Source organism: Cellulomonas citrea, assembly GCF_009829685.1.
Lineage (GTDB): Bacteria > Actinomycetota > Actinomycetes > Actinomycetales > Cellulomonadaceae > Cellulomonas > Cellulomonas citrea.
Map to the genome: position 1 here is coordinate 1 of NZ_VWSD01000026.1, position 26,209 is coordinate 26,209.

20 protein-coding genes are annotated in these 26,209 nt (G+C 73.3%); 8 read left to right on the top strand and 12 right to left on the bottom strand.

The window, feature by feature from the left end; genetic code table 11:
• Positions 1-202, bottom strand: a 202-nt coding sequence (locus F2B26_RS17295; RefSeq protein ID WP_210766841.1) for a hypothetical protein, incomplete at its 3' end; no start/stop codon positions are given.
• 138 nt (positions 203-340) lie between these two features.
• Here F2B26_RS17295 and F2B26_RS04885 point away from each other — a divergent pair.
• The gene (locus F2B26_RS04885) at positions 341-1,099 is read left to right on the top strand and encodes a preprotein translocase subunit SecD family protein (protein WP_159807029.1); all 759 of its coding nucleotides are present in this window, start codon (positions 341-343) and stop codon (positions 1,097-1,099) included.
• Positions 1,100-1,130: 31 nt separating this feature from the next.
• On the opposite strand, the gene F2B26_RS04890 is transcribed toward F2B26_RS04885, so the two are convergent.
• From F2B26_RS04890 to F2B26_RS04910, 5 genes are all read right to left on the bottom strand, one after another.
• Positions 1,131-2,285, bottom strand: coding sequence for a TIGR04053 family radical SAM/SPASM domain-containing protein (locus F2B26_RS04890; RefSeq protein ID WP_235929508.1), 1,155 nt, complete (start codon positions 2,283-2,285; stop codon positions 1,131-1,133).
• A gap of 328 nt (positions 2,286-2,613) precedes the next feature.
• Complete coding sequence (gene araA, locus F2B26_RS04895) at positions 2,614-4,119, bottom strand: L-arabinose isomerase (protein WP_159807031.1); 1,506 nt, start codon at positions 4,117-4,119, stop codon at positions 2,614-2,616.
• Complete coding sequence (locus tag F2B26_RS04900) at positions 4,116-4,925, bottom strand: L-ribulose-5-phosphate 4-epimerase (protein ID WP_159807033.1); 810 nt, start codon at positions 4,923-4,925, stop codon at positions 4,116-4,118. Before F2B26_RS04900 ends, araA begins: the two co-directional genes overlap by 4 nt.
• 104 nt (positions 4,926-5,029) lie before the next feature.
• Positions 5,030-6,634: a xylulokinase gene (locus tag F2B26_RS04905; RefSeq protein WP_159807035.1), complete on the bottom strand. Its 1,605-nt coding sequence runs from the start codon at positions 6,632-6,634 to the stop codon at positions 5,030-5,032.
• A 172-nt stretch (positions 6,635-6,806) separates the two neighbouring features.
• Entirely contained in the window at positions 6,807-7,877 is a 1,071-nt protein-coding gene (locus tag F2B26_RS04910) for a LacI family DNA-binding transcriptional regulator (RefSeq protein ID WP_235929509.1), read from the bottom strand.
• A 400-nt stretch (positions 7,878-8,277) separates the two neighbouring features.
• Between F2B26_RS04910 and F2B26_RS04915 the strand changes: the two genes are divergently transcribed.
• Entirely contained in the window at positions 8,278-9,894 is a 1,617-nt protein-coding gene (locus F2B26_RS04915; RefSeq protein WP_159807037.1) for a methyl-accepting chemotaxis protein, read from the top strand.
• Positions 9,895-9,998: 104 nt separating this feature from the next.
• Here the strand turns inward: F2B26_RS04915 and F2B26_RS04920 are convergent, their stop codons facing one another.
• From F2B26_RS04920 to F2B26_RS04940, 5 genes are all read right to left on the bottom strand, one after another.
• Positions 9,999-11,942: a beta-galactosidase gene (locus tag F2B26_RS04920; protein WP_159807039.1), complete on the bottom strand. Its 1,944-nt coding sequence runs from the start codon at positions 11,940-11,942 to the stop codon at positions 9,999-10,001.
• 19 nt (positions 11,943-11,961) lie between these two features.
• Entirely contained in the window at positions 11,962-13,749 is a 1,788-nt protein-coding gene (locus tag F2B26_RS04925; protein WP_159807041.1) for a glycoside hydrolase family 35 protein, read from the bottom strand.
• A gap of 129 nt (positions 13,750-13,878) precedes the next feature.
• Entirely contained in the window at positions 13,879-15,240 is a 1,362-nt protein-coding gene (locus F2B26_RS04930) for an ABC transporter substrate-binding protein (RefSeq protein WP_159807043.1), read from the bottom strand.
• Between the two features lie 70 nt (positions 15,241-15,310).
• Positions 15,311-16,213 carry a carbohydrate ABC transporter permease gene (locus F2B26_RS04935; RefSeq protein ID WP_159807045.1) on the bottom strand — a complete coding sequence of 301 codons (903 nt, stop codon included), beginning with the start codon at positions 16,211-16,213 and terminating at the stop codon, positions 15,311-15,313.
• Complete coding sequence (locus tag F2B26_RS04940; RefSeq protein ID WP_159807047.1) at positions 16,210-17,106, bottom strand: carbohydrate ABC transporter permease; 897 nt, start codon at positions 17,104-17,106, stop codon at positions 16,210-16,212. Before F2B26_RS04940 ends, F2B26_RS04935 begins: the two co-directional genes overlap by 4 nt.
• A gap of 173 nt (positions 17,107-17,279) precedes the next feature.
• Between F2B26_RS04940 and F2B26_RS04945 the strand changes: the two genes are divergently transcribed.
• From F2B26_RS04945 to F2B26_RS04965, 5 genes are all read left to right on the top strand, one after another.
• Complete coding sequence (locus F2B26_RS04945; protein WP_159807049.1) at positions 17,280-18,347, top strand: LacI family DNA-binding transcriptional regulator; 1,068 nt, start codon at positions 17,280-17,282, stop codon at positions 18,345-18,347.
• Positions 18,348-18,355: 8 nt separating this feature from the next.
• On the top strand, positions 18,356-19,882 hold the full coding sequence (gene arfA / locus F2B26_RS04950; RefSeq protein WP_159807051.1) for an arabinosylfuranosidase ArfA: 1,527 nt from the start codon (positions 18,356-18,358) through the stop codon (positions 19,880-19,882).
• A 160-nt stretch (positions 19,883-20,042) separates the two neighbouring features.
• Positions 20,043-21,029 carry a UDP-glucose 4-epimerase GalE gene (gene galE, locus F2B26_RS04955; protein ID WP_159807053.1) on the top strand — a complete coding sequence of 329 codons (987 nt, stop codon included), beginning with the start codon at positions 20,043-20,045 and terminating at the stop codon, positions 21,027-21,029.
• A gap of 61 nt (positions 21,030-21,090) precedes the next feature.
• Positions 21,091-22,281, top strand: coding sequence for a galactokinase (galK, locus tag F2B26_RS04960; RefSeq protein ID WP_159807055.1), 1,191 nt, complete (start codon positions 21,091-21,093; stop codon positions 22,279-22,281).
• Between the two features lie 318 nt (positions 22,282-22,599).
• On the top strand, positions 22,600-24,216 hold the full coding sequence (locus tag F2B26_RS04965) for a methyl-accepting chemotaxis protein (protein WP_159807057.1): 1,617 nt from the start codon (positions 22,600-22,602) through the stop codon (positions 24,214-24,216).
• Between the two features lie 37 nt (positions 24,217-24,253).
• Here the strand turns inward: F2B26_RS04965 and F2B26_RS04970 are convergent, their stop codons facing one another.
• Positions 24,254-25,243, bottom strand: a complete 990-nt coding sequence (locus F2B26_RS04970) for an SDR family oxidoreductase (protein ID WP_159807059.1) — start codon at positions 25,241-25,243, stop codon at positions 24,254-24,256.
• A gap of 184 nt (positions 25,244-25,427) precedes the next feature.
• Between F2B26_RS04970 and F2B26_RS04975 the strand changes: the two genes are divergently transcribed.
• Positions 25,428-26,209 (top strand): glycerate kinase (locus tag F2B26_RS04975; RefSeq protein ID WP_201292613.1); only part of this gene is annotated, 782 nt, incomplete at its 3' end.

Consider the following 26,209-nt stretch of genomic DNA (forward strand, 5'->3'; position numbering starts at 1 on the left):
CGGTCACCGACGAGGAGGCGATGGAGGCGTTCTCGTCGCTGTGCCGGACCGAGGGCATCATCCCGGCGATCGAGTCCGCGCACGCCCTCGCGGGTGCGGTGCAGCTCGGCCGGCGGGTGGGTGACTGCGGCACACCGGTGAGGACGACCCGTGGGTCGCCACCCTGGTCGAGCCCCTGGTCGGCGAGCTGCTGGCCGACCACTGGCTGGGCTCGGGCGCACCGGCGCACTGAGGCCGTCCCTGCACACGGGCTCCACCGGTCCCCCGCCGCCGCGGCACGTCGCACCGCTACGGTCGGGGTGACGCGCACCGCGGCGCGGCAGACGAAGGGGGCTCGTCGATGACCGACATCCAGGGACCGGTACCGGACGACCCGACCGCCGGTGCGGAGAACGACGCGACCTCCGGTGCGGAGCCAGGAGGCTCGGCACCTCAGGGACGTGCGACGCGAGGCCCGTCCCGCCGCAGGGTGCTGCTGCCGGTGGTCGTCCTGCTCGCCGTCGTGGCACTCGCCGCCGCCGCGCTGACGGTCCGCGGCGTGCTGAAGGAACGGGACCGCGCCAACCCCGCGGCCGACGGCTGGGCGTTCGAGGTCCGGCCCGTGCTGGCCGCCGGAGCACCGGCGACGACGTTCACCGCACCGCACCCGAGCGCCTCGCCGACCGACCCCAGCGACCCCGCGTGGATCACCGCGCAGCTCGCCTCGCAGGCCGAGGCGATGGACTGCGCCGCGACGCCGTCGGTCGTGGCGGCCGACCGCGCGCTCGTCGCCTGCGCGGCCGACGGGTCGCAGGTCTACGTGCTCGGCCCCGCCGGGGTCACCGGGTCGGCGATCACCACCGTCGGGACCGACGCCGGCCTCTCCTCGCTCCTCGTGGAGCTCACACCGGCCGGGGACACCGCCCTGACGGCCATGACAGGCCGGGCGGTCGCGCTGCCGTCGCCGCGCAACCAGATCGCCCTCGTGCTCGACGGCCGCGTGCTGCGCGCACCCGTGGTCGCCGAGCCGTCGGCCGGCGGTCCGCTCCAGATCGCCGTCGACGCACCTCGCGCCGAGCTCGAGGCGATGGAGGCCCGGGTCAGCGCGCCCCGTCACTGACCGCCAGAGCCACCGACCGCCGGCACCGGGGTCAGACCGCTGCGGGCACCGGCTCCCACGGGCAGGCCGGGTCCTCGGCGAGCGGGTCACCCGTGGCGGCGAACGCCCGCGCGCGCGAGCCACCGCACAGGTCGGCCCACTCGCAGCGCCCGCAGCGGCCGGAGAAGTCGGCGGCCCGGATGCGGCGCAGCGTCTCGTCGTCCTGGTAGAGCTCGGCCAACGGGTGCTCGCGCACCGAGCCGAGCTCGAGCGGCAGGAAGCCCGCCGGGTGCACCTGCCCGTCGTAGGCGACGAACACGATGCCCTTGCCGTCACGCGTGGCGGCGGTGTGCGCGCTGGGCTGCTGGCGTGCCGGGCCGAGCAGCTCGACCAGCCGCCGGCTCAGCCCCTGGTAGGTGTCGGAGGTCGGCGCCGGGCCGCCGTCGCGCCGCTGGTTGACCACCCGGCGGAAGAACGGCGCCTCGACCGTGCGCACGATGAACCCGTACTGCGAGGCGTCCCACAGCAGGTGGCACACGTCCTCGTGGTCGGCCGGGCTCACCGGGTTGGCCACGGTGCCGCGGCCCACCTGCACGAGGAAGAAGACCTCCCAGACGTCGGCGCCCGCGTCCTGCACGATGGCCGCCACATCGGCCAGCTCGTGCAGGTTCTCCTGCATCACCGTCGTGTTGACCTGCACGCTCACACCCGCGGCGGTGAAGGCGCGGATCGCGGCGACGGTGTCCTCGAAGTGGTGCGGGATGTTGCGGACGCCCTCGTGCGTGGCCGGCGTGGCACCGTCGAGGGAGATCGACACGGCGCGCACCCCCGAGTCGGCGATGCGCGCGATCATCGCGGCGTCCAGCAGCGGGGTGACCGCAGGCGACAGCGCGGTGGGGATCCCGAGGTCCACCGCGTGCTGCACCAGCTCGAACAGGTCGGGCCGCATGAGGCAGTCCCCGCCGGTGAGCACGAGGATCGGGTAGGGCCGGCCGAACCCGGCGACCTGGTCGATGAGGTCGAACCCCTCGGCCGTGCTCAGCTCACCGGGCAGCGCCTGCAGCAGCGCCGAGGCACGGCAGTGCCGGCAGACCACCGGGCAGGCCCGCGTGGTCTCCCAGAACACGAGCATGGGCCTGCGCCCGTAGTCGATCCTGGCCTGGCTGCCACCGTGCTGGTGGGGGCGTTGCTGAGGGCGCTCGTGCACCGGGTCCTCCTCGTCGAGACGCGGCAACGCTAGGTCGAGGGACCCAGACCGGTCGGGACCTTGGTCCCCCCTCCCGTCGCAGCGCCTCGGCGGCCCCGCGGGCCCGGCCCGACGACCACGGGGAACACCCCGAAAGGGCCGTCTACCTGGCACGACGCCAGATCAATGTCACGTCGCGCGACCCGTGGTCGCCCCGTCGTCCAGCCCCGTCGGCAGCCGCGGGAGGCCCCCACAGACGCGAACGACGGTCCGGGGCGCCCCGCGTGGTGCGTGGCTCCCCGGACCGTCGTCCGTCATGTCGAGGTCGCGGCCCGTGCGGCCGCGCCGGTCACAGCCCCTGGGCGATCCGGTAGTAGACCGCGTTCCAGCGCACGGCCTCGGCGAACCCGCGACGCGTCGTGGTCTCGTCGATCACCAGCAGCTCGGTGCGGGCGATCTGGGCGAACATCTCCCAGGTCTCGATCCCGACGGCCGTCGTCATCACGGTGTGGTGCGCCGCGCCGGCCGTGAGCCACGACTCGGCCGAGGTCGCCAGGTCGGGGCGCGGCTTCCACACCGCGCGCGCGACCGGCAGGTGCGGCAGGTCGGGGTGCTCGACGACGTCGACCACGTTGGCGACCAGCCGGAACCGGTCACGCAGGTCCGACATGGCCACGACGACGGCCGGGCCCGGGTCGGTGTTGAACACCATCCGGACCGGGTCCTCCTTGCCGCCGATGCCGAGCGCGTGGATCTCTACCCGCGGCTTGGCGGTGGTGAGCGACGGGCAGATCTCCAGCATGTGCGCCCCGAGGATCCGCTCGTTGCCGGCCGCCAGGTCGTAGGTGTAGTCCTCCATGAGCGAGGCGCCACCGGGCAGGCCGGCACCCATCACCTTGGCGGCGCGCACCAGGACGGCCGTCTTCCAGTCGCCCTCGGCGCCGAACCCGTAGCCCTTGGCCATGAGCCGCTGCACCGCGAGGCCCGGCAGCTGGCGCAGCGCACCGAGGTCCTCGAACGTCGTGGTGAACGCCTTGGCCCCCACCGAGGTGAGGAACTGCTCCAGCGCGATCTCCTGCGCAGCGGCGTACCGCAGGGAGTCGTGCCGCGCTCCCCCGGCCCGCAGCTCGGGCACCACGTCGTACAGGTCCTCGTAGGTCGCGACCAGGGCGTCGACGTCGGCGTCGGCCACCGCGTCGACCGCCTCGGCCAGCTCGTTGACGCCCCACGTGTTCACCGAGACGCCGAAGCGGATCTCGGCCTCGGTCTTGTCGCCCTCGGTCACCGCGACGTTGCGCATGTTGTCGCCGAACCGCGCCAGGCGCAGCTCGTGGGTCGCGTTCCAGCCGGCCGCCGCGCGGACCCACTGGCCCACCCGCTGCTGCACCGCCGGGCTGGACGCGTGCCCGACGACGGTGGTCCGGGCCACGGCCATCCGGGCCAGGATGTAGCCGTACTCGCGGTCGCCGTGCGCGGCCTGGTTGAGGTTCATGAAGTCGAAGTCGATGGTGTCCCACGGCAGCTCGACGTTGGCCTGCGTGTGCAGGTGCAGCAGCGGCTTGGTGAGCGCCTCGAGGCCCGCGATCCACATCTTGGCCGGGCTGAACGTGTGCATCCAGGTGATGACGCCGAGCACCGAGTCGTCGGCCGAGGCGTCGATCATGGCGCGGCGGATCGAGGCGGAGTCCTTGAGCACCGGCTTCCACACGATGGGCGCGGGGACGGCACCGGCCTCGTCGAGCAGCCGGGCGACCTCGCTCGACTGCTCGGCGACCTGGCGCAGGGTCTCCTCGCCGTACAGGTCCTGGCTCCCGGTGAGGAACCAGATCTGCTTGTCGGCGTACGGCTTGGTCATGACGGGTCCTTCACGGTGTCGTCGGGTGCAGTGGTGTCGGGTGCGGGTCGGGTCGGGTCGGTGACGGTGGTGAGCGGGGTGCGGGCGCCGCCGCCCTGGCCGTAGACGTACTGGTAGCGCTCGTAGAGCGCGTCGATCTGCGCCTGGTCGATCGGCACGGTGTCGCCGAGCTGACGGGCGATGTGCACCGTGCGGGCGACCTCCTCGACCATGACGGCGGCCTTGACCGCGTCCTTGGCGTCGCGGCCGATGGTGAACGGGCCGTGGTTGGCCATGAGCACCGCGCGACTGCGTCCGCCGCCGAGGGTGGACACGATGCCCTGGCCGATCGAGTCGTCCCCGATGAGCGCGAACGGTCCGATGGGGATCGGCCCGCCGAACTCGTCGGCCATCATCGTGAGCACGCACGGCACGGGCTCGCGCCGGGCGGCCCAGGCCGTCGCGTAGGTGGAGTGCGTGTGCACCACACCGCCGACGGCCGGCATGTGGGCGTACACGTAGGCGTGCGCCGCGGTGTCCGACGACGGCGAGCGGTCGCCGTGCACGAGCGCCCCGGTCAGGTCGGTGACCACCATCGCCTCGGTGGTGAGCTCGTCGTAGGTGACGCCGGACGGCTTGATGACGAGCAGGTCGTCGGGGCCCGGCCCGCGGTCGGGGTCGACCACGACGCGCTGCGAGACGTTCCCGGCGGTCCACACCACCAGCTCCCAGCGCGGCAGCTCGGCGTGCAGCCGGGCCACCACCTCCCGGGTGCGTGCGACCTCGTCGCGCACCCGGCGCGGCAGGTCGTCCCAGGTCGTCGTCATCCGTCCCTCTCCTCCTCCGGCAGCTCGTGGTGCCGGGTCGTCCTCGCTGCTGCGTCGTTCGGCTCGATGGCCCGCCGCGCGGGCGGCTCGTGCCGTGCGGGTCGCTAGAGCGCCTGCGTGGCCGCCCGCTCGACGGCCAGCCCGGCCTCGTAGCGCTCCAGCCAGGCGTCGAACCCGGCCTGGTCACCCGGGTCGGGTGCGGCCACGACGGTCTGCGCCCCGGCGAACACGACGGTGCTCAGCCAGGTGCCGAGGTCCACCTCGTCGGCGACCCGCAGGTAGGCGGCCAGCACGGCGATGCCCCACGGCCCGCCCTCACCCGCCCCGCTGCCCACGGCCACCGGGGTGCGCAGCGCGGCGGCCAGCAGACGCTGGGCCACACCGGCGGTGCGGAACAGCCCGCCGTGCGCGAGCATCGCCTCCAGCCGCACGCCCTCCTGCGCGAGGGTGCGCATGCCCAGGCTCAGGGTGCCGAAGGCGCCGTACACCTGGGTGCGCACGAAGTTGGCCAGCGTGAGCCGGCTGTCGGGCGTGCGGACGAACAGCGGCCGCCCCTCGTCCAACCCGGTCACCGGTTCGCCGGACAGGTAGTTGTAGGCCAGCAGCCCGCCGCCGTCGGCCTCGCCCGCCAGAGCCGCACCGAGCAGCGCCGCGAACACCGCGTCCGGGTCCGCCGGGGCGCCGAGCGCGGTGGCGAACTGGCCGAACACCTCGGCCCAGGCACCGAGCTCGCTCGCACCGTTGTTGCAGTGCACCATCGCCACGAGGTCGCCGACCGGGGTGGTGACCAGGTCGATCTCCGGGTAGGCGCGGGACAGCTCGTGCTCGAGCACCACCATGGCGAAGATCGACGTGCCGACGCTCACGTTGCCGGTGCGCGGTGCCACGGCGTTGGTCGCGACCATGCCGGTCCCGGCGTCGCCCTCGGGCGGGCACAGCGGGGCACCGGGGCGCAGGGCGCCGGTGGGGTCGAGCAGCGCCGCCCCCTCCGGGGTGAGCCGGCCGGCCTCCTGACCGGCGACGAGCACCTGCGGCAGCAGCGCGGACAGCCGCAGACCGGGCCGGCGGGCACCGAGCAGCTCGTCGGCCTTCGCCAGCCGGGCCGCGTCGTAGTCACGGGTCGTCGGGTCGACGGGGAACATGCCCGAGGCGTCCCCGACGCCGAGCACCTTGGCGCCGGTGAGCCGCCAGTGCACGTACCCGGCGAGCGTCGTGACGAAGGCGAGGCGCTCGACGTGCGGCTCGTCGTCGAGCACCGCCTGGTAGAGGTGGGCCGCCGACCAGCGCAGCGGGATCGTGTAGTCGAGCAGCGCGGACAGCTCCTGCGAGGCGGCGCCGGTGCTCGTGTTGCGCCAGGTGCGGAACGGCACGAGCAGCTCGTCGTCGGCGTCGAAGGCCAGGTAGCCGTGCATCATCGCCGAGACGCCGAGGGCGCCCAGCGTGGTCGGGCGCACGCCGTACCGGGCCTGCGCGTCGTCGCTCATCGCCGCGACGCAGGCCTGCAGCCCGGCCCAGACGGCGTCGAGCGAGTACGTCCAGCGGCGGTCGACGAACTGGTTCTCCCACTCGTGGCTGCCGGCGGCCAGGGCGACCCCGGACGGGTCCACGAGGCTGGCCTTGATGCGGGTCGAGCCGAGCTCGATGCCGAGCACGGCTCGCCCCTGCGCGATCACGGTGGCTGCGTCCTGCGGCGTGCGGTCAGTCGTCATTCCCGGCTCCAGATGCGCGTCGTTGCGTCGCCCTCAGCTGTCGACGGAGGCCATGTTATCGCTCACATGGCGCGGTCGGGAACCCCATGGACCTACGTGCGGACCCCGGCGACGCGGCCAGGAACCGCGGTGGGGCAGCCGGCGACCCCGGCGGTGCGATGCGAGGGCCGGCTCAGCCCCGGACGGAGCTCGACCGCACGACCAGCTCGGCGGCCAGCGCACGACGCCGCGTGGGGCGCCCCTCGAGCGCCTCGGCCAGGTACCGCATGGCCGCGGCACCCAGCCCGGCGAAGTCCTGGCGCACCGTCGTCAGCGGTGGGGCGTAGTGCGCGGCACCCGGTTCGTCGTCGAACCCGACGAGCAGCACGTCGTCGGGCACCCGCACACCGTGCTCGCGCCACGCGTGCATCAGCCCCAGCGCGAGCTGGTCGTTGGCCGCGAACACCGCCGGCGGCAGCCCCTCGCGCACCAGCCGCAGCCCCACCTGGTAGCCGTCCCGCGCCGACCAGCCGGTCTCCACCGGGGCCGGGACCGAGACTCCTGCAGCCTGGCAGGCCTCCCGCCAGCCGCGCACCCGCTCCTGCGCGTCGAACCAGTCCTGCGGGCCCGCGACGTGCAGCACCTCGCTCGCCCCGCCCGCGAGCAGGTGCCGGGTCGCCGCAGCGGCGCCCTCCCGCTGGGCCACCGCGACACCGCCCACGAGGCGCCGGTCGGGCAGCCGGGTGGCCGACGAGAGCATGACGACCGGCACCGGGGCGTCGATCTCGCCCACCACCCGCAGCACCTGCTCGGTCGGCGCGATGACCGCGATCCCCTCGACCCCCAGGCCCAGGAAGCGGTTGAGCGCGGCCGCCGTGGAGTCCTCGTGCGGCAGCCGCAGGGTGCCGACGACCAGCACGTAGCCGGCCTCCCGCGCCGCGTCCTCCAGCGCCAGGAACGTGCTCGTCGGGCCGTACGCGGTGCCCCCGGGCGTGAGCACCCCGAGCACCCCCGACCGACGGGTGACGAGGGCCCGCGCGGCGTCGTTGCGCCGGTACCCGAGCCGGGCGATCGCGGCCAGCACCCGCTCCCGGGTCGCCGGCAGCACCGAGGGGTGGTCGTTCACCACCCGCGAGACGGTCTGGTGCGAGACACCGGCCAGCTGGGCGACATCGGCCATCGACGGCGGCCGGGCGCTCGTGCGACCCGCAGCAGCCTCGGTGTCCGTCGGGCGGCCGGGCGCGCCCTCACCGGCGGCCGTCATCGGACCGGTCCGACGGGCTGCCGGTCCTGGTCCGCGCGGCGGTTCCCGGCGAGGTCCACACGGCGTCGCAGCACGGCCGGGAGCCTACTCGTGAGGTCGACGGGACCGGCGCTCGGGGGTGCGCTCCGTTTTTCGTTCCCCCGGACGGGTGGTTCCGGGTTCATCAAGACGGGTGACCTATTTGCTTTTTCGACATCCCGTGCGCACCACCCGCCAGGGAGCCACGGAAGGCGAGAACTGCAGTGTTTTCGCAGATCACAGCGCCGCGCCCGCATCTGGTGCCCCGCCGGCGTGGTCGAAGGAGGGAGTCACCCGCCAAACGCCAGGGGACGTACGTCCCGGATCCGCCTGGTTCCGCGCTCGATGAGTAGGCCGCCCCCACCAGATCTGGAGACCTCCGATGACCGCACGCCAGTCCCCCCGCTCCGCAAGATCTCTGGTCGCCAACCTCGGCGTCCGCATCCAGGTGCTCGTCGCCGTCGGCATCGCCGCCGTCGTCGCCGTCACCATCGGGCTGCTCGGGCTGCAGGCCCTCAGCAGCACCAGCGCCGACGCGCAGAACATGTACTCCCAAGGCTTCCTGTCCCTGGAGAACGCCGCCACCCTCAAGCGCGCGGTGGTCGAGGCACGACTCGCCCTTGCGATGGAGACGATCTCCGCCGATGCCGAGAGCACCGCCTCCTACGAGAAGGACATCACCACCGCCGACGCCGACCTGGACAAGGCGCTCGCCGACTACCAGACCAGGACGATGACCGACGACCAGCGCGCGGCACTCAACGACTTCACGGAGGCGCTCACCCAGTACCGCACGCTGCGCGCGAACCAGGTGCTGCCGGCGGCCCGGGCGCACGACGTCGCCGCGTTCCTCACCACCCGCGCCGAGGCCGCCCCGTTCGTGCAGCAGATGATGACCTCGGTCACCACGCTGGTGAGCAGCGTGGAGGCGCAGTCCAAGGCGAGCGCCGACGAGGCGACCGCCGCGTACCACCGCAGCCGGACCGTCGTCATCGTCGTCACCGTCGTCGGGGTGGCCCTCGCCCTCCTGCTCGGGACCCTGGTCGCCGGCTCGATCGTCGGCGGCATGGCCAAGGTGCGCCGGGTCGCCGAGGCGCTCTCACGCGGTGACCTGCGTGAGCAGGCCGGGCTGACCAGCACCAACGAGGTCGGGGCCACGGCCCAGGCGCTCGACCAGGCGGTGGTGCACCTGCGCAACTCGGTCGGCACCATCGACGACTCCGCGACCGCGCTGGCCGCCGCCGCCGAGGAGATGTCCGCCTCCTCGCAGCAGATCTCGTCGGCCGCCGAGGAGACGGCGACCCAGGCCGGGATGGTCTCGGCCGCCGCCGAGCAGGTCTCGCGCTCGATCCAGGGCGTCGCGGCCGGGTCGGAGCAGATGGGGGCCTCGATCTCCGAGATCGCCCGCAACGCCAACGATGCCGCCCGGGTCGCCGCCCAGGCCGTCGCCGCGGCCGACACCGCCGGGAGCACCGTCGCCCGGCTCGGGGACTCCTCCCGCGAGATCGGCAACGTCGTCAAGCTCATCACCCAGATCGCCGAGCAGACCAACCTGCTGGCGCTCAACGCGACCATCGAGGCCGCACGGGCCGGTGAGGCCGGCAAGGGCTTCGCGGTCGTCGCCGGTGAGGTCAAGGAGCTCGCCCAGGAGACCGCCAAGGCCACCGGCGACATCTCCTCCCGGGTGCAGGCGATCCAGGACGACACCGAGTCGGCGGTCGGGGCGATCGGCGAGATCGCGACCGTCATCACCAGCATCAACGACTACCAGCTCACCATCGCCTCGGCCGTCGAGGAGCAGACCACCACGACGTCCGAGGTCAACCGCTCGGTGAACGAGGCGGCCGCCGGGTCCGGGGAGATCGCGCAGTCCATCCTCGGGGTGGCCGGCGCCGCCGACCAGACCACCCGCGGCGCCGCGCAGTCCCAGCAGGCCGCGGGCGAGCTGGCCCGGATGTCGGCCGAGCTCACCGCCCTGGTCGGGACCTTCACCCGCTGAGCGTCGGGGCGTGGTGCGTGACCGGACAGGTCACGCACCACACCCGCGCGACCCGGTCCGGGCGAGGCCGCCGGGACGGGGTCAGGTGCGCGAGGCCGTGCGGGTCAGGCCTCGCGCACCAGCACCTCGTACGGCGCCAGCTGCACCGCTCCCCCGACCAGCGGCACCTGCACTGATGCGCCCGTGTGGTTGAGCACGAAGAGACGGTCGCCGCGGCGCACCGCCTCGACCCCGGCGACCGGAGCGGTGAGCAGGGCCTCGACCCCCGCCTCGGCCAACCAGCGACCGGCCAGCTCGTCGAGCACCGCCGCCTCGGGTGCGGTCGCGACGTACCAGGCCACCCCGGCACCGTACGGGTGCCGGGTGACCGCCGGACCGCCGGCCGCATGACCGTCGGCGAAGGTGGCGACCACCTCCACGTCGGGGCCGGCGACCTCGACCACGTCCTGCCAGGTGCTCGCCGCACCGGGCAGCCCACCGGCCAGGGTGAGCGGCGTGGCGGCCGCGGCCAGCTCGGTGATGCGCAGCCCGAGCGAGGCGCGCAGCGGGCCCAGGTAGCCGCCGAGCCACACGTGCAGGTCCCGGTCGAGGATGCCCGACAGGTACGTCACCACGAGGTGCCCGCCGTCGCGCACATAGGCGTCCAGGCGGGTGAGGTCCTCCTGCGACAGCACATGCGTCGCGGGCGCCACCACGAGGCCGTAGCCCGACAGGTCGGACGAGGGGTGCACGAGGTCGACGCTCGCACCGCGGCGCAGGAACGGCGCGTACCAGTCGAGCACGGTCGCCACGTAGTCGACGGTGGTCGGCGTGGCCTCCTGCTCGACGGCCCACCAGGACTCCCAGTCGAACAGCACCGCGACCCTGGCGGGCACCCGGGTGCCCGCGACCTGCCCGGACAGCTGCGCCAGCTCGCCGCCCAGCGCGCACGCCTCGGCGTAGACCCGGGTGTCGGGGCCGGCGTGCGGCACCAGCGCCGAGTGGAACTTCTCGGCCCCGGCCGCGGACTGCCGCCACTGGAAGTGCAGCACCCCGTCGGCACCGCGGGCGACCGCCTGCAACGAGTGCACCCGGTGCAGCCCGGCGGGCTTGGGCGCGTTGAGCGGGCGCCAGTTGACCGCGCTGGGTGCCTGCTCCATGAGCAGCCACGGCTGCCCGCCGCGCAGCGAGCGCATGAGGTCGCGGGAGGCCGCGAGCCGCACGTAGGCGTCCGGGTCGGCCGGGTCGGGGTACGCGTCGTCCGAGACGACGTCGACGTGCGGCGCCCACGCCCAGTAGTCGGCGTGCTTGAAGAAGCCCATGAAGTTGGTGGTCACCGGCAGCTCGGGGGTGAGCTCACGCAGCACCTGGACCTCGGCCCGGTGCAGCGCCAGCAGCGCGTCCGAGCTGAACCGCGCCCAGTCCAGCTGCTGGGTCGGGTTGAGGAAGGTCGGCGCCGCACGCGGCGGGTCCACCTGGTCGAACCCCTGGTAGGTCTGCGACCAGAACGCGGTGCCCCACGCCCGGTTGAGCTCGGCCACCGTGCCGTAGCGCGCCGTGAGCCACGTGCGGAACGCCTGCGCCGACTCCTCGTCGTAGGAGGACGGCACGTGGCAGCCGTACTCGTTGTTCACGTGCCAGGCCACCACCGCGGGGTGCCGGCCGTAGCGCAACGCCAGCTCGGTGACCAGCCGCAACGCATGCGTGCGGTAGGTCGCCGACGACGGGCTGTAGGACTGGCGCGAGCCGAACCCCAGCCGCACCCCGTCGGCCGTCACCGGCTGCGAGCCCGGGTCGAGCCGGCCCAGCCAGGCCGGCGGCGAGGCCGTGGCCGTGGCGAGCAGCACCTGCACACCGCCGGCGTGCAGCCGGTCGAGCACGTCGTCCAGCCAGCCGAAGTCGTAGTGCCCCGGCTCCGGCTCCAGCCGGCCCCAGGAGAACACCCCGACGGTCGCGGTCGTGACGCCGGCCCGCTGCATGAGCTGCACGTCCTCGTCCCACACGGACGACGGCCACTGCTCGGGGTTGTAGTCACCGCCGAACAACATCCGGTCGGGCCACTGCGTCATGGGCGTGCTCCTGTTCAGCTCACACCTCGGTGTGACCGAGGTCGGGGTGCGCCACGAACCGGGCCACCGGTCGTGCCGCCGTGGTCTCCAGGACCACGAGGTCGTTGCTGCCCGCGCGGGTCGCCGGGCCGGGCACGTAGAGCGTGTGCTGCGGGCCGCGCGACCAGTACCGGCCGAGCGGCCAGCCGTTCACCCACGCCATCCCGCGGCCCCAGTCCCGGGTGTCGAGGAACAGGTCGCTCGGCTCGTCGAGGTCGAACCGGGCCCGGGCCAGCACCGGCCCGGCGAGCATCGCGGCGGACGGCACGCCCGGGACAGCACCCGCACCGGGCCCCTCCAGCACGCGGGCGGCCAGCAGGTCGTGGTCGACGACGAGCGAGGACCAGCCGGTGACCGGCTCACCGTCCAGGCTCACCGGCCCGATGACGCCCTTGGGCTCACCGAGCCGCGGCCCGTAGTTGACCCGGCCCTGGTCCTCGACCAGCAGCAGCAGCTCGCCGCCGCCGGCCGGCAGCACGAGCGCCCGGTCGTGGTGGTCACGGGCGAGCACCCCCACCTGGCTGCCGCCGAACCACACGGCGACCCGGTCGCGGACCTCGCCGACCGTGAGCACCCGCGGCACGTCGGACTCCGGCAGCAGGGCACGCTGCAGCACCATGCCGCGCCAGTGCTCCAGCTCGTCGAGGGTCGGCGGTGCGGTGCGGTCGCCGTCGTGCACGGACCAGGTGCCCGCGGCCTCGGCCGCGTCGCGCAGCCCGACGGCCGGCGACAGCAGGACCTCGAAGGTCGGGGCCGGGGCGGCCGGGGCGGGGATGTCGTCCCCGAGCTCGGTGTAGCGGCTGATCACCTCGCGGAACCTCCAGTACTTGGCGGTCGGTCGGCCGGCCTCGTCGAGCGGGGCGTCGTAGTCGTAGGAGGTGACGGTGGGCTGGTAGACGCCCTTGTCGTTGGCACCGGAGGTGAGACCGAAGCTCGTGCCCCCGTGCAGCATGTAGATGTTCACCGAGGCACCCGCCGCGAGCAGGTCGTCCAGCTCACGGGCCGAGGTCTCGACGTCGGTGACGTGGTGCTGCGCACCCCAGTGGTCGAACCACCCGCACCAGAACTCGCTGCACATGAGCGGTCCGGTGGGCTGGTGGGCGCGCAGCGTGGCGAGCCGTTCGGTGGCCCGGGTGCCGAAGGAGCCGGTGCGCAGCAGCTCGGGGAGCGACCCGCGGGTCAGCATCGCCGGCTCCGGCTGGTCGACGGTGGTGAGCGGGACCGTGATCCCGCACTCGCGCGTGAGGTCCACGAGGTGACGCAGGTACTCCTGGTCGCCGCCGTAGGCGCCGTACTCGTTCTCCACCTGGACGAGCGCCACGGGCCCGCCGCGGTCCACCTGCAGCGGCGCGACGAGCTCGTAGACGGTGCGCAGGTAGTCGTCGACGGCGGTCAGGTAGTGCGGCTCGGCCCGGCGCAGCCCGACCCGCGGGTCGCTGGTCAGCCAGGCCGGCAGTCCCCCGTTGTCCCACTCGGCGCACACGTAGGGGCCGGGGCGGACGATCGCCCACATGCCCTCCTCGGCCACGATCTGCAGGAAGCGGACCAGGTCGAGGCGGCCCTGGGTGTCGAAGGTGCCGGGGCGGGGTGCGTGCTCGTTCCAGAACACGTAGGTCTCGATGGTGTTGAGGCCCAGCTGGCGGGCCTTGACGATGCGGTCCCGCCACGCACCGGGGTGGATCCGCGGGTAGTGCAGGGAGCCGGACAGCAGCCGCACCGGGCGCCCGTCGGCCAGGAAGTCGCGCTCACCGATGCTGAAGGTGCTCATGGCCGCAGGTCCCTGTCCGGACGGGGCACGGCACGGGCCGTGCGGCGAGTGGTGGTCACGCAGTGCTCCTGGAGGTCTCGGGGGGTGGGGCCGGCGTCGCGGCCGGCCCCACCCGCCGTGGGACGACGGTCAGTTGGTCGAGACCGTGAAGCCCTGCTCCTGGCCGTAGGAGACGTTCTGCTCCTGCCAGGCCTTGAGGCCCTCGTTGATGTCCGTGTGGTTGAGGAACGACTTCCCGACGGTGTCGGAGAAGATGCTGTTCGCGTACGACTGCCACGGCAGGTACTGCCAGCCGCTGGCGACGTGCTTGGACGAGTCGACGATGACCTGGTTGATCTTCTGGCCGCCGAAGTACGCCGACTCCTTGTTGAGGAAGTCGCTGGACTCCAGGTCCGCCGTGGTCGACGGGAAGCCGCCCGAGGCGAGGAAGATCTTGATCGACTCCGGGTCGGAGTTCAGCCAGCGCAGGAACGCCGCGGCCAGGGCCGGGTTCGCCGACTGCTTGACGACGGCCTCGGACGACCCACCGTTCTCGGCGGTGACCAGGTTGTTCGCGTCGTAGGTCGGCATCGGGGCGACCCGCCACTGACCCGAGCCCGACGGCACGGAGGCCTCGAGCACACCGGGCATCCAGCCACCGGTCACGAGGGTGGCGATGGTGCCGTCACCCAGGCCCTGGAACCACTGGTCGCTCCAGCCGGGGATCGCACCGAGCAGACCGGCCTCGTTGAGCTGGTTCCACATGTCGGCCCACTTCGTGGAGCCGGAGTCCTGCAGGTTGATCTTGACGTTCTGGCCGTCGGCGACGAACGGGTGGCCGCCGGCCTGCCAGATCATCGACGTCGTGTAGCCGGCGTCGCCCGGGTCGTTGGCGAAGAACTTCGTCGGGTCGGCCGCGTGCAGCTTCTTGGCCTGGGCGATGTACTCGTCCCACGTGGTCGGGACCGTGAGGCCGTACTTGTCGAAGACGGTCTTGTTGTAGAACATCACCATCGGGCCGGAGTCCTGCGGCAGGGCCCAGATGCCCTTGTTCTGGGCGACCGCACCCCAGGTCGAGGCGCTGTACTTCGACTGCAGGTCACCGATCCCGTACGGGGTGAGGTCGAGCAGGTTGCCCGGCAGCACGAACTGCGGCAGGGACTGGTACTCGATCTGCACGACGTCGGGCGCACCGCTGCCGGCCTTGATGGCGTTCTGCAGCTTGGTGTTGTTGTCGCCCGCACCGCCGGTGTCGACGAGGTTGACCTTGACCTTCGGGTACGCCTTCTCGAACGCGGCGACCTGGTCCTTGGCCGACGGCGTCCAGGTCCAGTAGGTGATCTCGCCACCGGCGGCCAGCGCCGCGTCGAGCGAGGCGGCCCCGGCGGAGGCGTCCGAGGAGGAGCCGCTCGAGGAGCTGGACGAGGAGCAGGCTGCGAGGGACACCGAGACCAGTGCACCCACCGCGAGCGCGGCGACTGCACGGGCGCGATGCCGGACAGGTGTGGACATGTGCGTTCCTTTCACTTCATCGTGGGCAGGGTCGTGCTGGTGAAGCGGGTCAGATAGCTCGGGGCAGGCCTCAGGCCTTGACGCTCCCGGCGGCCAGGCCGGACTGCCAGTACCGCTGGAGCGAGAGGAAGACGGCGATGATCGGCACGATGGCCAGCAGAGAGCCGGCGATCACCAGGTTGTAGATGGGGCTCGCCGAGACGCCGGTCGCCTTGAGGTTCCACTGCTGCAGACCGATGGTCAGCGGGAACAGCTTCGGGTCGTTGAGCATGATGAGCGGCAGGAAGTAGTTGTTCCAGGTGGCGACCACGGCGAACAGCAGCACCGTGACGATGCCCGGGGTGAGCAGCCGCACGCCGATGGTGGCGAAGGTGCGCAGCTCGCCGGCGCCGTCGATGCGGGCGGCCTCGAGGATCTCGTTGGGCACCGCGTCCAGCGCGTAGACCCAGATGAGGTAGAGCCCGAACGGCGAGACCAGCGAGGGCACGACGATCGCCCAGATCGTGTTGGTGAGGTGCAGCTGGCTGAACATGAGGAAGGTCGGCACCGCGAGCGCCGTCCCGGGGATCGCGATGGCGCCGAGCACGACGGCCCACACGGCCCGCTTGCCCGGGAACTCGTACTTGGCGAGCCCGTAGCCGGCCAGCGTCGCCAGCGCGGTGGCACCGCCGGCCCCGAGCACGACGTACAGCAGCGTGTTGCCGAGCCAGCGCAGGTAGATGCCGTCGTCGTAGGCGAACACCTGCGTGATGTTGTCGATGAGGGCGAACGGTCCGGAGAACCACAGCCCGAACGAGCTGAACAGCGCCGGCTGGGTCTTGCTGGCGTTGATGACCAGCCAGGCCAGGGGCAGCAGCGCGTACAGCGCGAACAGCACCATGACGAGGGTGAGCCGGGTGGACGGGCCGCCGAAGGGGCCGTGCGAGGTGGTCCGCGTGCCGCGGGTGCGGGGGGTGCGGTTCATGGTGGTCATCGGTTCGCCTCCCGGCTGCCGCGGAGCTGGACGACGTAGGCGATCACGGCGGTGAACACACCCATGACGATCGCCAGCGTCGCCGCGTACGTGTACTGCTGGCCCGCGAAGGACAGGTTGAACGCGTACATGTTGGGCGTGAAGTAGGTCGAGATGACCGACGGGATGAGGGTGCGCAGGATGTTCGGCTCGTTGAACAGCTGGAAGGAGCCGATGATCGAGAAGATGGTGGCGATGACGATCGCCTGGCGCAGCGCCGGCAGCTTGATCGAGAAGACCACCCGCCAGGACCCGGCGCCGTCGATCGCGGCGGCCTCGTAGAGCTCACCGGGCACCGAGCGCAGCGCGGAGTAGAAGATCAGCATGTTGTAGCCGACGAACTCCCAGGTCACGATGTTGCCGATGGCCAGCAGGATCCACTTGGGGGTCAGCGGCTGGAGCACGTGGGAGCCGATGAGCGAGTTGATGTTGGCGGCGAGGCCGAACTGGTCGCCGTACATGAACCCCCACATGAGCACGGCGACGACGCCGGGCACCGCGTAGGGCAGGAAGACCGAGATCCGGAAGAAGGACGCCCCGCGCAGCCGGCCGGAGTCGATGGCCAGGGCGGCCACGAGGGCCAGCCCGAGCATCACCGGCACCTGGACGGCGAGGAAGAGCGAGACGCGGCCGAGGCCGTCCCAGAACTTCGGGTCGGCGAACAGGCGCGTGAAGTTGTCGAGCCCGACGAAGCTGCGACCCCCGATGAGCTTGTCCTGGAAGAGCGACAGGTAGAGGGAGTAGCCGACGGGGATGACGAGCACGAACGCGAACACCGCGAGGAATGGTGCGACGAAGCCGAGGCCGACGAAGGATCGCCGTCTCGGTCGGACGGTCGTAGCGAGTGCGGACACCGTTGTCTCCCTGCGAGCTGATCGCCGATGGTGACGTTACCAGCGGTAACCGGAACGCTAGATGGTGACGTTGTCATCGTCAATCTCGAGCAGGTCACGGTTGGATCACGGCCCCCTGGGTGAGGCCTGAGACGGTTCCTGCGTGGTGACGTCACCATGGCTACACTCCTGCCATGTCCACCGCTGGCCACACCCCGTCGACGTCGCCCGGGCCCTCCGCCAGTCGCGCCTCGATCGCCGATGTCGCACGGCTCGCCGGCGTCGCGCCCATCACGGTCTCACGCGTGGCCAACGGTTCGGACTCGGTGCGCCCGGACACCCGGCAACGCGTCCAGGCCGCCATGGACAAGCTCGGCTACGCCCCCAACAACGCGGCCCGGGCGCTGCGCTCCGGCTCCTTCGGCGCGATCGGCCTCGTCGCCCACCGACTGGCGCGCACCGGCGAGTCGCGCACCGTCGAAGGCGTTGTCGAGGCCGCCCGCGCCCAGGGCTACACCGTCTCGCTCGTCGACGTCACCGCACCCACGTCCGACGAGGTCACCGCCGCCGCCCGGCGGCTGAGCCACCAGGCCATCGACGGGCTCATCATCATCCGCGCCGAGACCACCACCCCGGCGATCCTCGCGCTGCCGCCCCGGCTGCCCGTCGTCGTCTCCGACTCCAGCCTGCTGGGCCGGCACGCCGCCGTGAGCTCCGACCAGGTCGCCGGCACCCGGGCCGCCGTGCAGCACCTGCTCGACCTCGGCCACCCCACCGTGCACCACCTGGCCGGCCCCGCCGACTCCTCCCCCGCCGTCGTGCGTCAGGAGACCTGGCGCGACACGCTGCGCGCCGCCGGGCGCCCGGTGCCGGCCCCCTGGCAGGGCGACTGGACCCTGCAGTCCGGGTACGAGGCCGGCGCCCGGGTCGCCGCCGACCCCGAGGTCACCGCCGTGTTCTGCGCCAACGACGAGATGGCCGCCGGGCTCATGCGCTCGCTGCACGAGCAGGACGTCGCGGTCCCGGGCGAGGTCAGCGTCGTCGGCTTCGACGACATCCCCGTCGCCGAGTACCTGTGGCCCCCGCTCACCACCGTCCACCAGGACTTCGGCCGCATCGGCGCCGAGCTGGTCACCATGGTGCTCGACCGGGTGCGCGGCGAGCGGGAGCAGCCCCCGCACCACGTCGAGGTGCCCACCCGGTTCGTGGTGCGGGCCAGCACCGCGCCGTACACCCCCCGCACCCCCGCGCCCCGCCACTGAGGAGCACCATGCGCCGCACGTCCGTCACCGTCGCGCCCCAGGACACGATCGCGCCGGTGCACCGCCGGCTGTTCGGCTCGTTCGTCGAGCACATGGGTCGGTCCGTCTACGGCGGCATCTACGAGCCCGGCCACCCCACCGCCGACGAGCACGGGTTCCGCCGCGACGTCGCCGACCTGGTCCGCGAGCTCGGCGTCACGACGGTGCGCTACCCGGGCGGCAACTTCGTCTCCGGCTACCGCTGGGAGGACGGCGTCGGCCCGCGCGAGCAGCGCCCGGTGCGCCGCGACGTGGCGTGGCACAGCATCGAGACCAACGAGGTGGGTCTCGACGAGTTCGCCGCCTGGGCCCGGGCGAACGGCCTCGAGCTCATGCTCGCCGTCAACCTCGGCACCCGCGGTGTGCTCGAGGCGCTCGACCTGCTCGAGTACACCAACGGCGAGGCCGGCACCACGCTCGCCGACCAGCGCGTGGCCAACGGGGCGCCGGAGCCGCACGACGTGCGCATCTGGTGCCTCGGCAACGAGATGGACGGCCCCTGGCAGGTCGGGCACCTGAGCGCCGAGGACTACGGCACCCTCGCCGCCCGCACCGCCGCCGCCATGAAGCGTGCCGACTCCGGGCTCGAGCTGGTCGCCTGCGGCTCGTCCAACGCCCAGATGCCGACCTTCGGCAGCTGGGAGCGCACCGTGCTGGAGCGCAGCTGGGAGCACGTCGACCTCATCTCGCTGCACGCCTACTACGAGCAGCGCGGCGACGACCTGGCGTCCTTCCTGGCCAGCGGGCGCGACATGGACCACTTCATCGACACCGTCGTGGCCACCGTCGACTACGTCGGCCGCGACTCCGACCACCAGGTGCACCTGTCCTTCGACGAGTGGAACGTGTGGCGGCAGAGCGAGTTCAACGCCGCCGAGCAGGCCGCCATCGCCGCCGAACCGGCCGTCCCCCGCCCCTGGCCGGCCGCCCCGCACCTCATCGAGGACGACTACCGGGCCGCGGACGCGGTCGTGGTCGGCAGCCTGCTCATCACGCTGCTGCGGCACGCCGACCGGGTGCACGCCGCGAGCCTGGCCCAGCTGGTCAACGTGATCGCCCCGATCCGCACCGAGCCCGGCGGGCCGGCCTGGCGGCAGGCGACCTTCCACCCGTTCGCGCTCACCGCGCGGCTGACCGGCGGCGTCGTGCTGCGCACCCGCACCGACGCCCCCAGCACGCCCACCGCACGGTTCGGCGAGGTGAGCGCCGTCGACTCGGTGGTCACCTGGGACGAGGAGCAGGGCACCGCCACGGTGCTGCTCGTCAACCGCGGGACCACCGAGCCGGCCACCGTCGAGGTCGACCTGTCGGCGCTGGGTGCGAGCCACGTGCTCGAGGCGCACCTGCTGCACGAGGACGACGTCGAGGCGACCAACAGCGCCGCGGCCCCGGACCGGGTCGCCCCGCACCCGCTGGCCGCCGAGCTCGGCCCGGACGGCGTGCTGCGGCTCGTGCTGCCGCCGGTGTCCTGGGCCGCCGTCTCGGTCGGCCGATGAGGGCACCCGACCCGGTCCGCGCAGCAGCCCCGACCGGCCCGCACACCCCGACCGCACGGTGGGCCGCCAGGTCCGCCCCAGCCCGCGGTGCCATGCTCGGCGCGACCGACGGTCGCACCTGCACGGCCCGGCCCTGACCCCCACGACGAAGGACGACACGATGCCCTCGAGCAGCACGGACCCGCACGGCACCTGGCTGGTCACCGGCGGCGCCGGCTACATCGGCTCGCACGTGGTGCGCGCCCTGGCGGCCGGAGGATGGGGCACCGTCGTGCTCGACGACCTGTCCAGCGGGCACCGCGAGTTCGTGCCGGCCGACGTGCCGTTCGTCGAGACGTCGGTGCTGGCCACCGACCGGGTGGCGGCCGCGCTGCGCGCCTACGACGTCACCGGCGTCATCCACCTGGCGGGGTTCAAGTACGCCGGGGTGTCCGTGCAGCGCCCGCTGCACACGTACGAGCAGAACGTCACCGGCACGGCCCACCTGCTCGAGGCCATGGCCGGCACCGGGGTGGACCAGATCGTGTTCTCCTCGTCGGCCGCGGTGTACGGCACGCCCGACGTCGACCAGGTCACCGAGGCCACGCCGACCACACCGCAGTCGCCCTACGGCGAGTCCAAGCTCATCGGCGAGTGGCTGCTCGCCGACCAGGCGCGGGCCACCGGCCTCACGCACACCTCGCTGCGGTACTTCAACGTGGTGGGCTCGGGTGACCCGGCGCTCTACGACACCAGCCCGCACAACCTGTTCCCGCTGGTCTTCGACGCGCTGCTGGACGGGCGCGCCCCGCAGATCAACGGCACCGACTACCCCACCCCGGACGGCACCTGCGTGCGCGACTACGTGCACGTCGCCGACCTGGCCGCCGCGCACGTGGCCGCCGCCGCCGCCCTCAGCGCCGGCACACCGCTGCAGCCGGTCTACAACCTCGGCTCCGGCGACGGGCTGTCGGTGCGCCAGATCATGGACACGGTGGCCGAGGTCACCGGCATCGACCGTGCCCCCGTGCTGGCCCCCCGCCGGCCGGGCGACCCGGCCCGGATCGTCGCCTCCGGCGAGCTCGCGGCACGTGACCTGGGCTGGCGGATGACGCACACACCCACCCAGATGGTCGCCTCCGCCTGGGACGCGCGGCGCCAGCACTGAGCTGCGCCGCACGCGTCCACCTCCCGTTCTTGCACACCCGCACCCCGCAGGAGACTCCCCGATGAGCGCCGTGACCGTCGACCCGTGGTCGGACACCGAGGGCAGCCGCCGCACCCGTGAGCTGTTCACGCGCGCGTTCGACCAGCAGCCGCAGGGGGTGTGGGCCGCCCCCGGGCGGGTCAACGTCATCGGCGAGCACGTCGACTACAACGCCGGGCTGTGCCTGCCCACCGCGCTGCCGCACCGCACCTTCGCCGCCGTGCGGCCGCGCACCGACGGGCAGGTCCGGCTGGTGAGCGCCCACCTGCCCGAGGAGCCGTGGACCGGGACGGTCGCCGACCTGGCCCCCGGCCGGGTCGAGGGCTGGGCCGCCTACAGCGGCGGACCGGCCTGGGTGCTCGCCGACGAGGGCGTCGAGGTCGGCGGGTTCGACGCGGCGATCGACTCGTGCGTGCCGTTCGGGGCCGGGCTGTCCTCCTCGGCCGCCATCGAGGGGGCCGTCGCGGTCGCCCTCGCCGAGCTGGCCGGCCTGGAGCTGGACGACGCGCTGCGCGCCCGGTTGGCCCGCCTGTGCGTGCGGGCCGAGAACGAGGTGGCGCACGCCCCCACCGGCGGTCTGGACCAGGCGGCGTCGTTGCGCTCACGTGCCGGTCACGGCCTGCTCATCGACTTCGTCGACGAGCAGGTGCGGCACGTGCCGCTCGACCTGCCGGCGCACGGCCTCGAGCTGCTGGTGATCGACACCCGCGCCCCGCACACGCTCAACGACGGCCAGTACGCGGCGCGCCGCGCCGACTGCGACCGTGCCGCGGCCCTGCTCGGCGTGCCCACGCTGCGCGAGGTCGACGACCTGGACGGCGCGCTCGCGCAGCTCACCGACCCGGTGCTCGTGGCCCGGGTGCGGCACGTGGTGAGCGAGATCGAGCGGGTGCGGCAGGTCGTCGCGCTGCTCGCCGCCGGTGAGGTCGCCGCCATCGGCCCCGTGCTGGACGCGAGCCACACGTCGTTGCGCGACGACTACGAGGTCACCTGCCCCGAGCTCGACGTGACGGTCGAGGCGGCCCGCGCCGCCGGTGCGCTCGGTGCGCGGATGACCGGCGGCGGTTTCGGCGGCTCGGCCATCGCGCTGGTCCCGGCCGAGGCGGTGGGCACGGTGACCGACGCCGTGCGCGACGCGTTCGACGCGCACGGCTGGGGGGCGCCCGCGTTCCTGCGCGCACCCGCCGCCGCCGGGGCCGAACGGGTCGCCTGAGCGCACGGTCCCCCGCGGTGCCCGGTGCGCCCGCGGCTGCAGGCGGTGCGTCCCCGGTGGCGGGTGGTGCGTCCGGTGGGCCGAACGGGTGAGATCCGGGCTCGCCGCCACGTGGGCCGCGGGTGAAGTCGGTCAATCTTCCCGGTTCTGGGGTTATCGGCCGGAGGCCCGCCACCTGGTGCGACGACACGCCGCCCGGTGCCCGTGGGAAGGTTCCCACGGGCACCGGGCAGGCCCCAGGACCACGTGCCCATCGCGCGGACCTCACGTCGGCCGAACGGCAGGGAGTCCCCCGCCGCCATCGACTCCGAGGCCCCCGTGAACGCCACCGCCGCCCGTCCCACCCGCCACTGGTTCGCCAACCGCTCGGTGCGCACCCAGGTGCTCGCCGTCGCGCTCGTCGGGGCGTTCGTCTCCGTCGTCGTCGGGGCGGTGGGCTCCGCCGCGCTGCGTGACGCGGCCTCGTCCGCCCGGTCCATGTACGCGGCCAACTTCATCGGCCTGGAGAACGCCGCCGTGCTGCGCCGCGCGACGCTCTCGATGCGGATGAACATCGCGAACGTCGCGCTCTCCCAGGAGCAGCAGACCGAGCAGAGGTACCAGGACGCCGCCAACGCCGACGAGGCCGACCTGCGCGCGACGCTCGACGCCTACCGCACGACCGGCCTGGACCCGGAACGCCAGGCCGCGCTCACCGCGTTCACGGCCGATCTCGACACGTTCGTCGTCATCCGCGACAAGCAGCTGCTCCCCGCGGCGTGGGCCAACGACATCGAGCGCTACAACACCGTGCGCGACACCGTCTCCAAGCCGGTCATCGAGGACATGATGAGCCAGCTCGACCTCATGGTGAAGGCCGAGGAGTCCGACGCCCAGGCCGCCGCCGCGGTCGCCGAGCAGCGCTACCACCGCTCGCTCGTCGAGGTGCTCGCGGTCATCGCCGCCGGCGTCCTGCTGGCCCTCGCGCTCGGCTGGCTCGTCGCCCGCGGCGTGCTGCACGGTGTGGCCCGCGTCCGCCTGGTCGCCGAGGCGCTCGAGCACGGCGACCTCACCCGGACGGCCGACGTCGGCACCACCAACGAGGTGGGGGTCACCGGGGCCGCGCTCGACCACGCGGTCGCGGCGCTGCGCGAGACGGTCGGCACCATCGACCACTCGTCCGGCGGCCTGGCGGAGGCCTCGGGGCAGATGTCGAGCGTCGCGCGCCAGATCGCGGCCGCCGCCACCGAGACCGCTGCCCAGGCCGGTGCCGTCTCGGCCGCCGCCGAGCAGGTCTCGCGCAACGTGCAGACCGTGGCGGCCGGGTCGGAGCAGATGGGTGCGTCGATCCAGGAGATCTCGTCCAACGCCGCCAACGCCGCCAAGGTCGCGACCCAGGCGGTCGACTCGGCCACCCGGGCGAACGCCACCGTGAGCCACCTCGGGGAGTCCTCCCGCGAGATCGGCGACGTCGTGCGACTCATCACGACCATCGCCGGGCAGACCAACCTGCTGGCGCTCAACGCCACCATCGAGGCGGCACGCGCCGGGGCCGCGGGCAAGGGCTTCGCCGTGGTCGCCGGTGAGGTCAAGGACCTCGCGCAGGAGACCGCCAGGGCCACCGGCGACATCGCCGAACGGGTGCAGGCGATCCAGAAGGACAGCGAGGACGCGATCCTCGCGATCGACGAGATCAGCGCCGTCATCGCCTCGATCAACGACTACCAGCTCACCATCGCCTCGGCGGTCGAGCAGCAGACCTCGACCACCGGCGAGATGAACCGTTCGGTGTCGCAGGCCGCCACCGGGTCGGGCGAGATCGCCTCGAACATCGCCGGGGTGGCCGCCGCCGCCGAGCAGACGACGCAGGGTGCCGTCCAGTCGGAGCAGGCCGTCGCCGAGCTGGCCCAGATGTCGGCCGAGCTCAAGGAGCTGGTCGGCAGGTTCACGTTGTAGGCCGCCCGTTCACGCCCTAGGCCGCCCGGCCAGGACGTCAGCCCGCCCGGAACCGCTCGACGAGCAGGTCCTGCAGCCGGTCGTGCTCGGCGTCGACGACCTGACGGGCCGGGTCGGCGTCGTGCCAGTCGACGATCTCGCGGGCGCCCACCTCGAACGGCACCGTCGCGACGAAGTCCGGCACCAGGGCACGCAGCTTGGCGGTGTCGAACACCGACGACCACGTCTTGTCCCCCAGCAGCGAGGCACCCCACCGCGCGTCGAGGGCCGCGATCTGGTCGGACGGGACGTGCACGATGCGCGCCTCGACGCCCGCGGCGGCGGCGAGCGCCCGGGTGATCTGGTCCCAGGTGAGCACGTCCTGCGAGGTGAGGGTGAACGCCTCGCCGAGCGTGCGCGGGTGGCCCAGCAGCGGGACGAACCCCCGGGCGAAGTCGGTGTGGTGGGTGAGGGTCCACAGCGACGACCCGTCGCCGTGCACCACGACCTCCTTGCCGGCGCGCATCCTCGCGACGGCCGTCCAGCCGCCGTCCATCGGGACGCTCGTGCGGTCGTAGGTGTGCGAGGGCCGCACCACCGTCACCGGGAACCCGTGGTCTCGGTAGGCCTCCTGGAGCACGTCCTCGCACGCGATCTTGTCCCGGCTGTACTGCCACCAGGGGTTGCGCAACGGGGTCGACTCGGTGATCGGCAGCCGGGCCGGCGGGGTCTGGTACGCCGAGGCCGAGCTGATGAACACGTACTGCCCGGTGCGCCCGGTGAACAGCTCCACGTCGCGGCGCACGTGCTGCGGGGTGAACGCCACCCAGTCGACGACGGCGTCGAAGTCACGGTCGCCGATCGCCGCACGCACCGCGGCCGGGTCGTGCACATCGGCGACCAGCGGGCGGGCACCGGCCGGCAGCGGGCGCCGTCCCGTCCCACGGGTGAGCACCGTGAGGTCGAGGCCGCGTTCGACGGCCAGGGCCGCGCACGCCGAGCTGATGATGCCGGTGCCCCCGATGAACAGCACGCGCAGCGCGGCCATGGTCAGTTCCTCTCCCCGCAGGTCACCGCGCACCGGGTGCGCGGTCGGTCCGGCGACCCGGACGTCCCATCCTCACCCCGGCGGCACCACCCGGCCGCACCACGGCACGTGCCCGCGCCCTAGGCTGCCGGGACCGGCCCCGGCTCGAACCCGGCACCGGGCACCCGTGGGACGAGGAGGTCGCGTGCACGCACCGGCGCACGGCGGGCACGTGCTCGTCGCCTGCGACTCGTTCAAGGGCACCCTGTCCGCCACCGAGGTGGTGACCTGCGTGGCGCAGGGCCTGCACGACGTCGCACCGCACGTCCCGGTCCGCACGCTGCCGGTGGCCGACGGCGGCGACGGCACCCTCGACGCCCTGCGCGCCGCCGGGCTGGCCTCGGTCCCGGTGCAGGTGACGGGCCCGACCGGCGAACGCGTGGACAGCTGCTACGTGGTGCACGGTGGCACGGCGATCGTCGAGCTGGCCGGCACCTGCGGACTGCTGCGGCTGCCCGGCGGTCGGCCGGCGCCGCTCACCGCGTCGAGCCGGGGGTTGGGTGACGCGGTGCGGGCGGCGCTGGACGCCGGCGCGTCGCGACTCGTGCTCGGGGTCGGGGGCAGCGCGTCGAGCGACGGCGGTGCCGGCATGCTCAGCGCCCTGGGCGCGGTGCTCACGGACGCCCACGGGCGGGAGCTGCCACCGGGCGGCGGCGCCCTCGTGGACCTCGCGCACCTCGACCTGACCGGGTTGCACCCGGCCCTGGCGCACGTCGAGGTGGTGCTGGCCGCCGATGTGCGCAACCCGCTGCTCGGCCCGTCCGGTGCGGTCGCGGTGTACGGCCCGCAGAAGGGTGCCGTCGGTGCCGATGCGGCCCGGCTGGAGGCCGGTCTCACCCGGTGGGCCCGGGTGGTGGCCCAGGTCACCGGGCACGACGCGGCCGCGCGGCCGGGTGCGGGGGCCGCCGGGGGCGTCGGGTTCGCCGC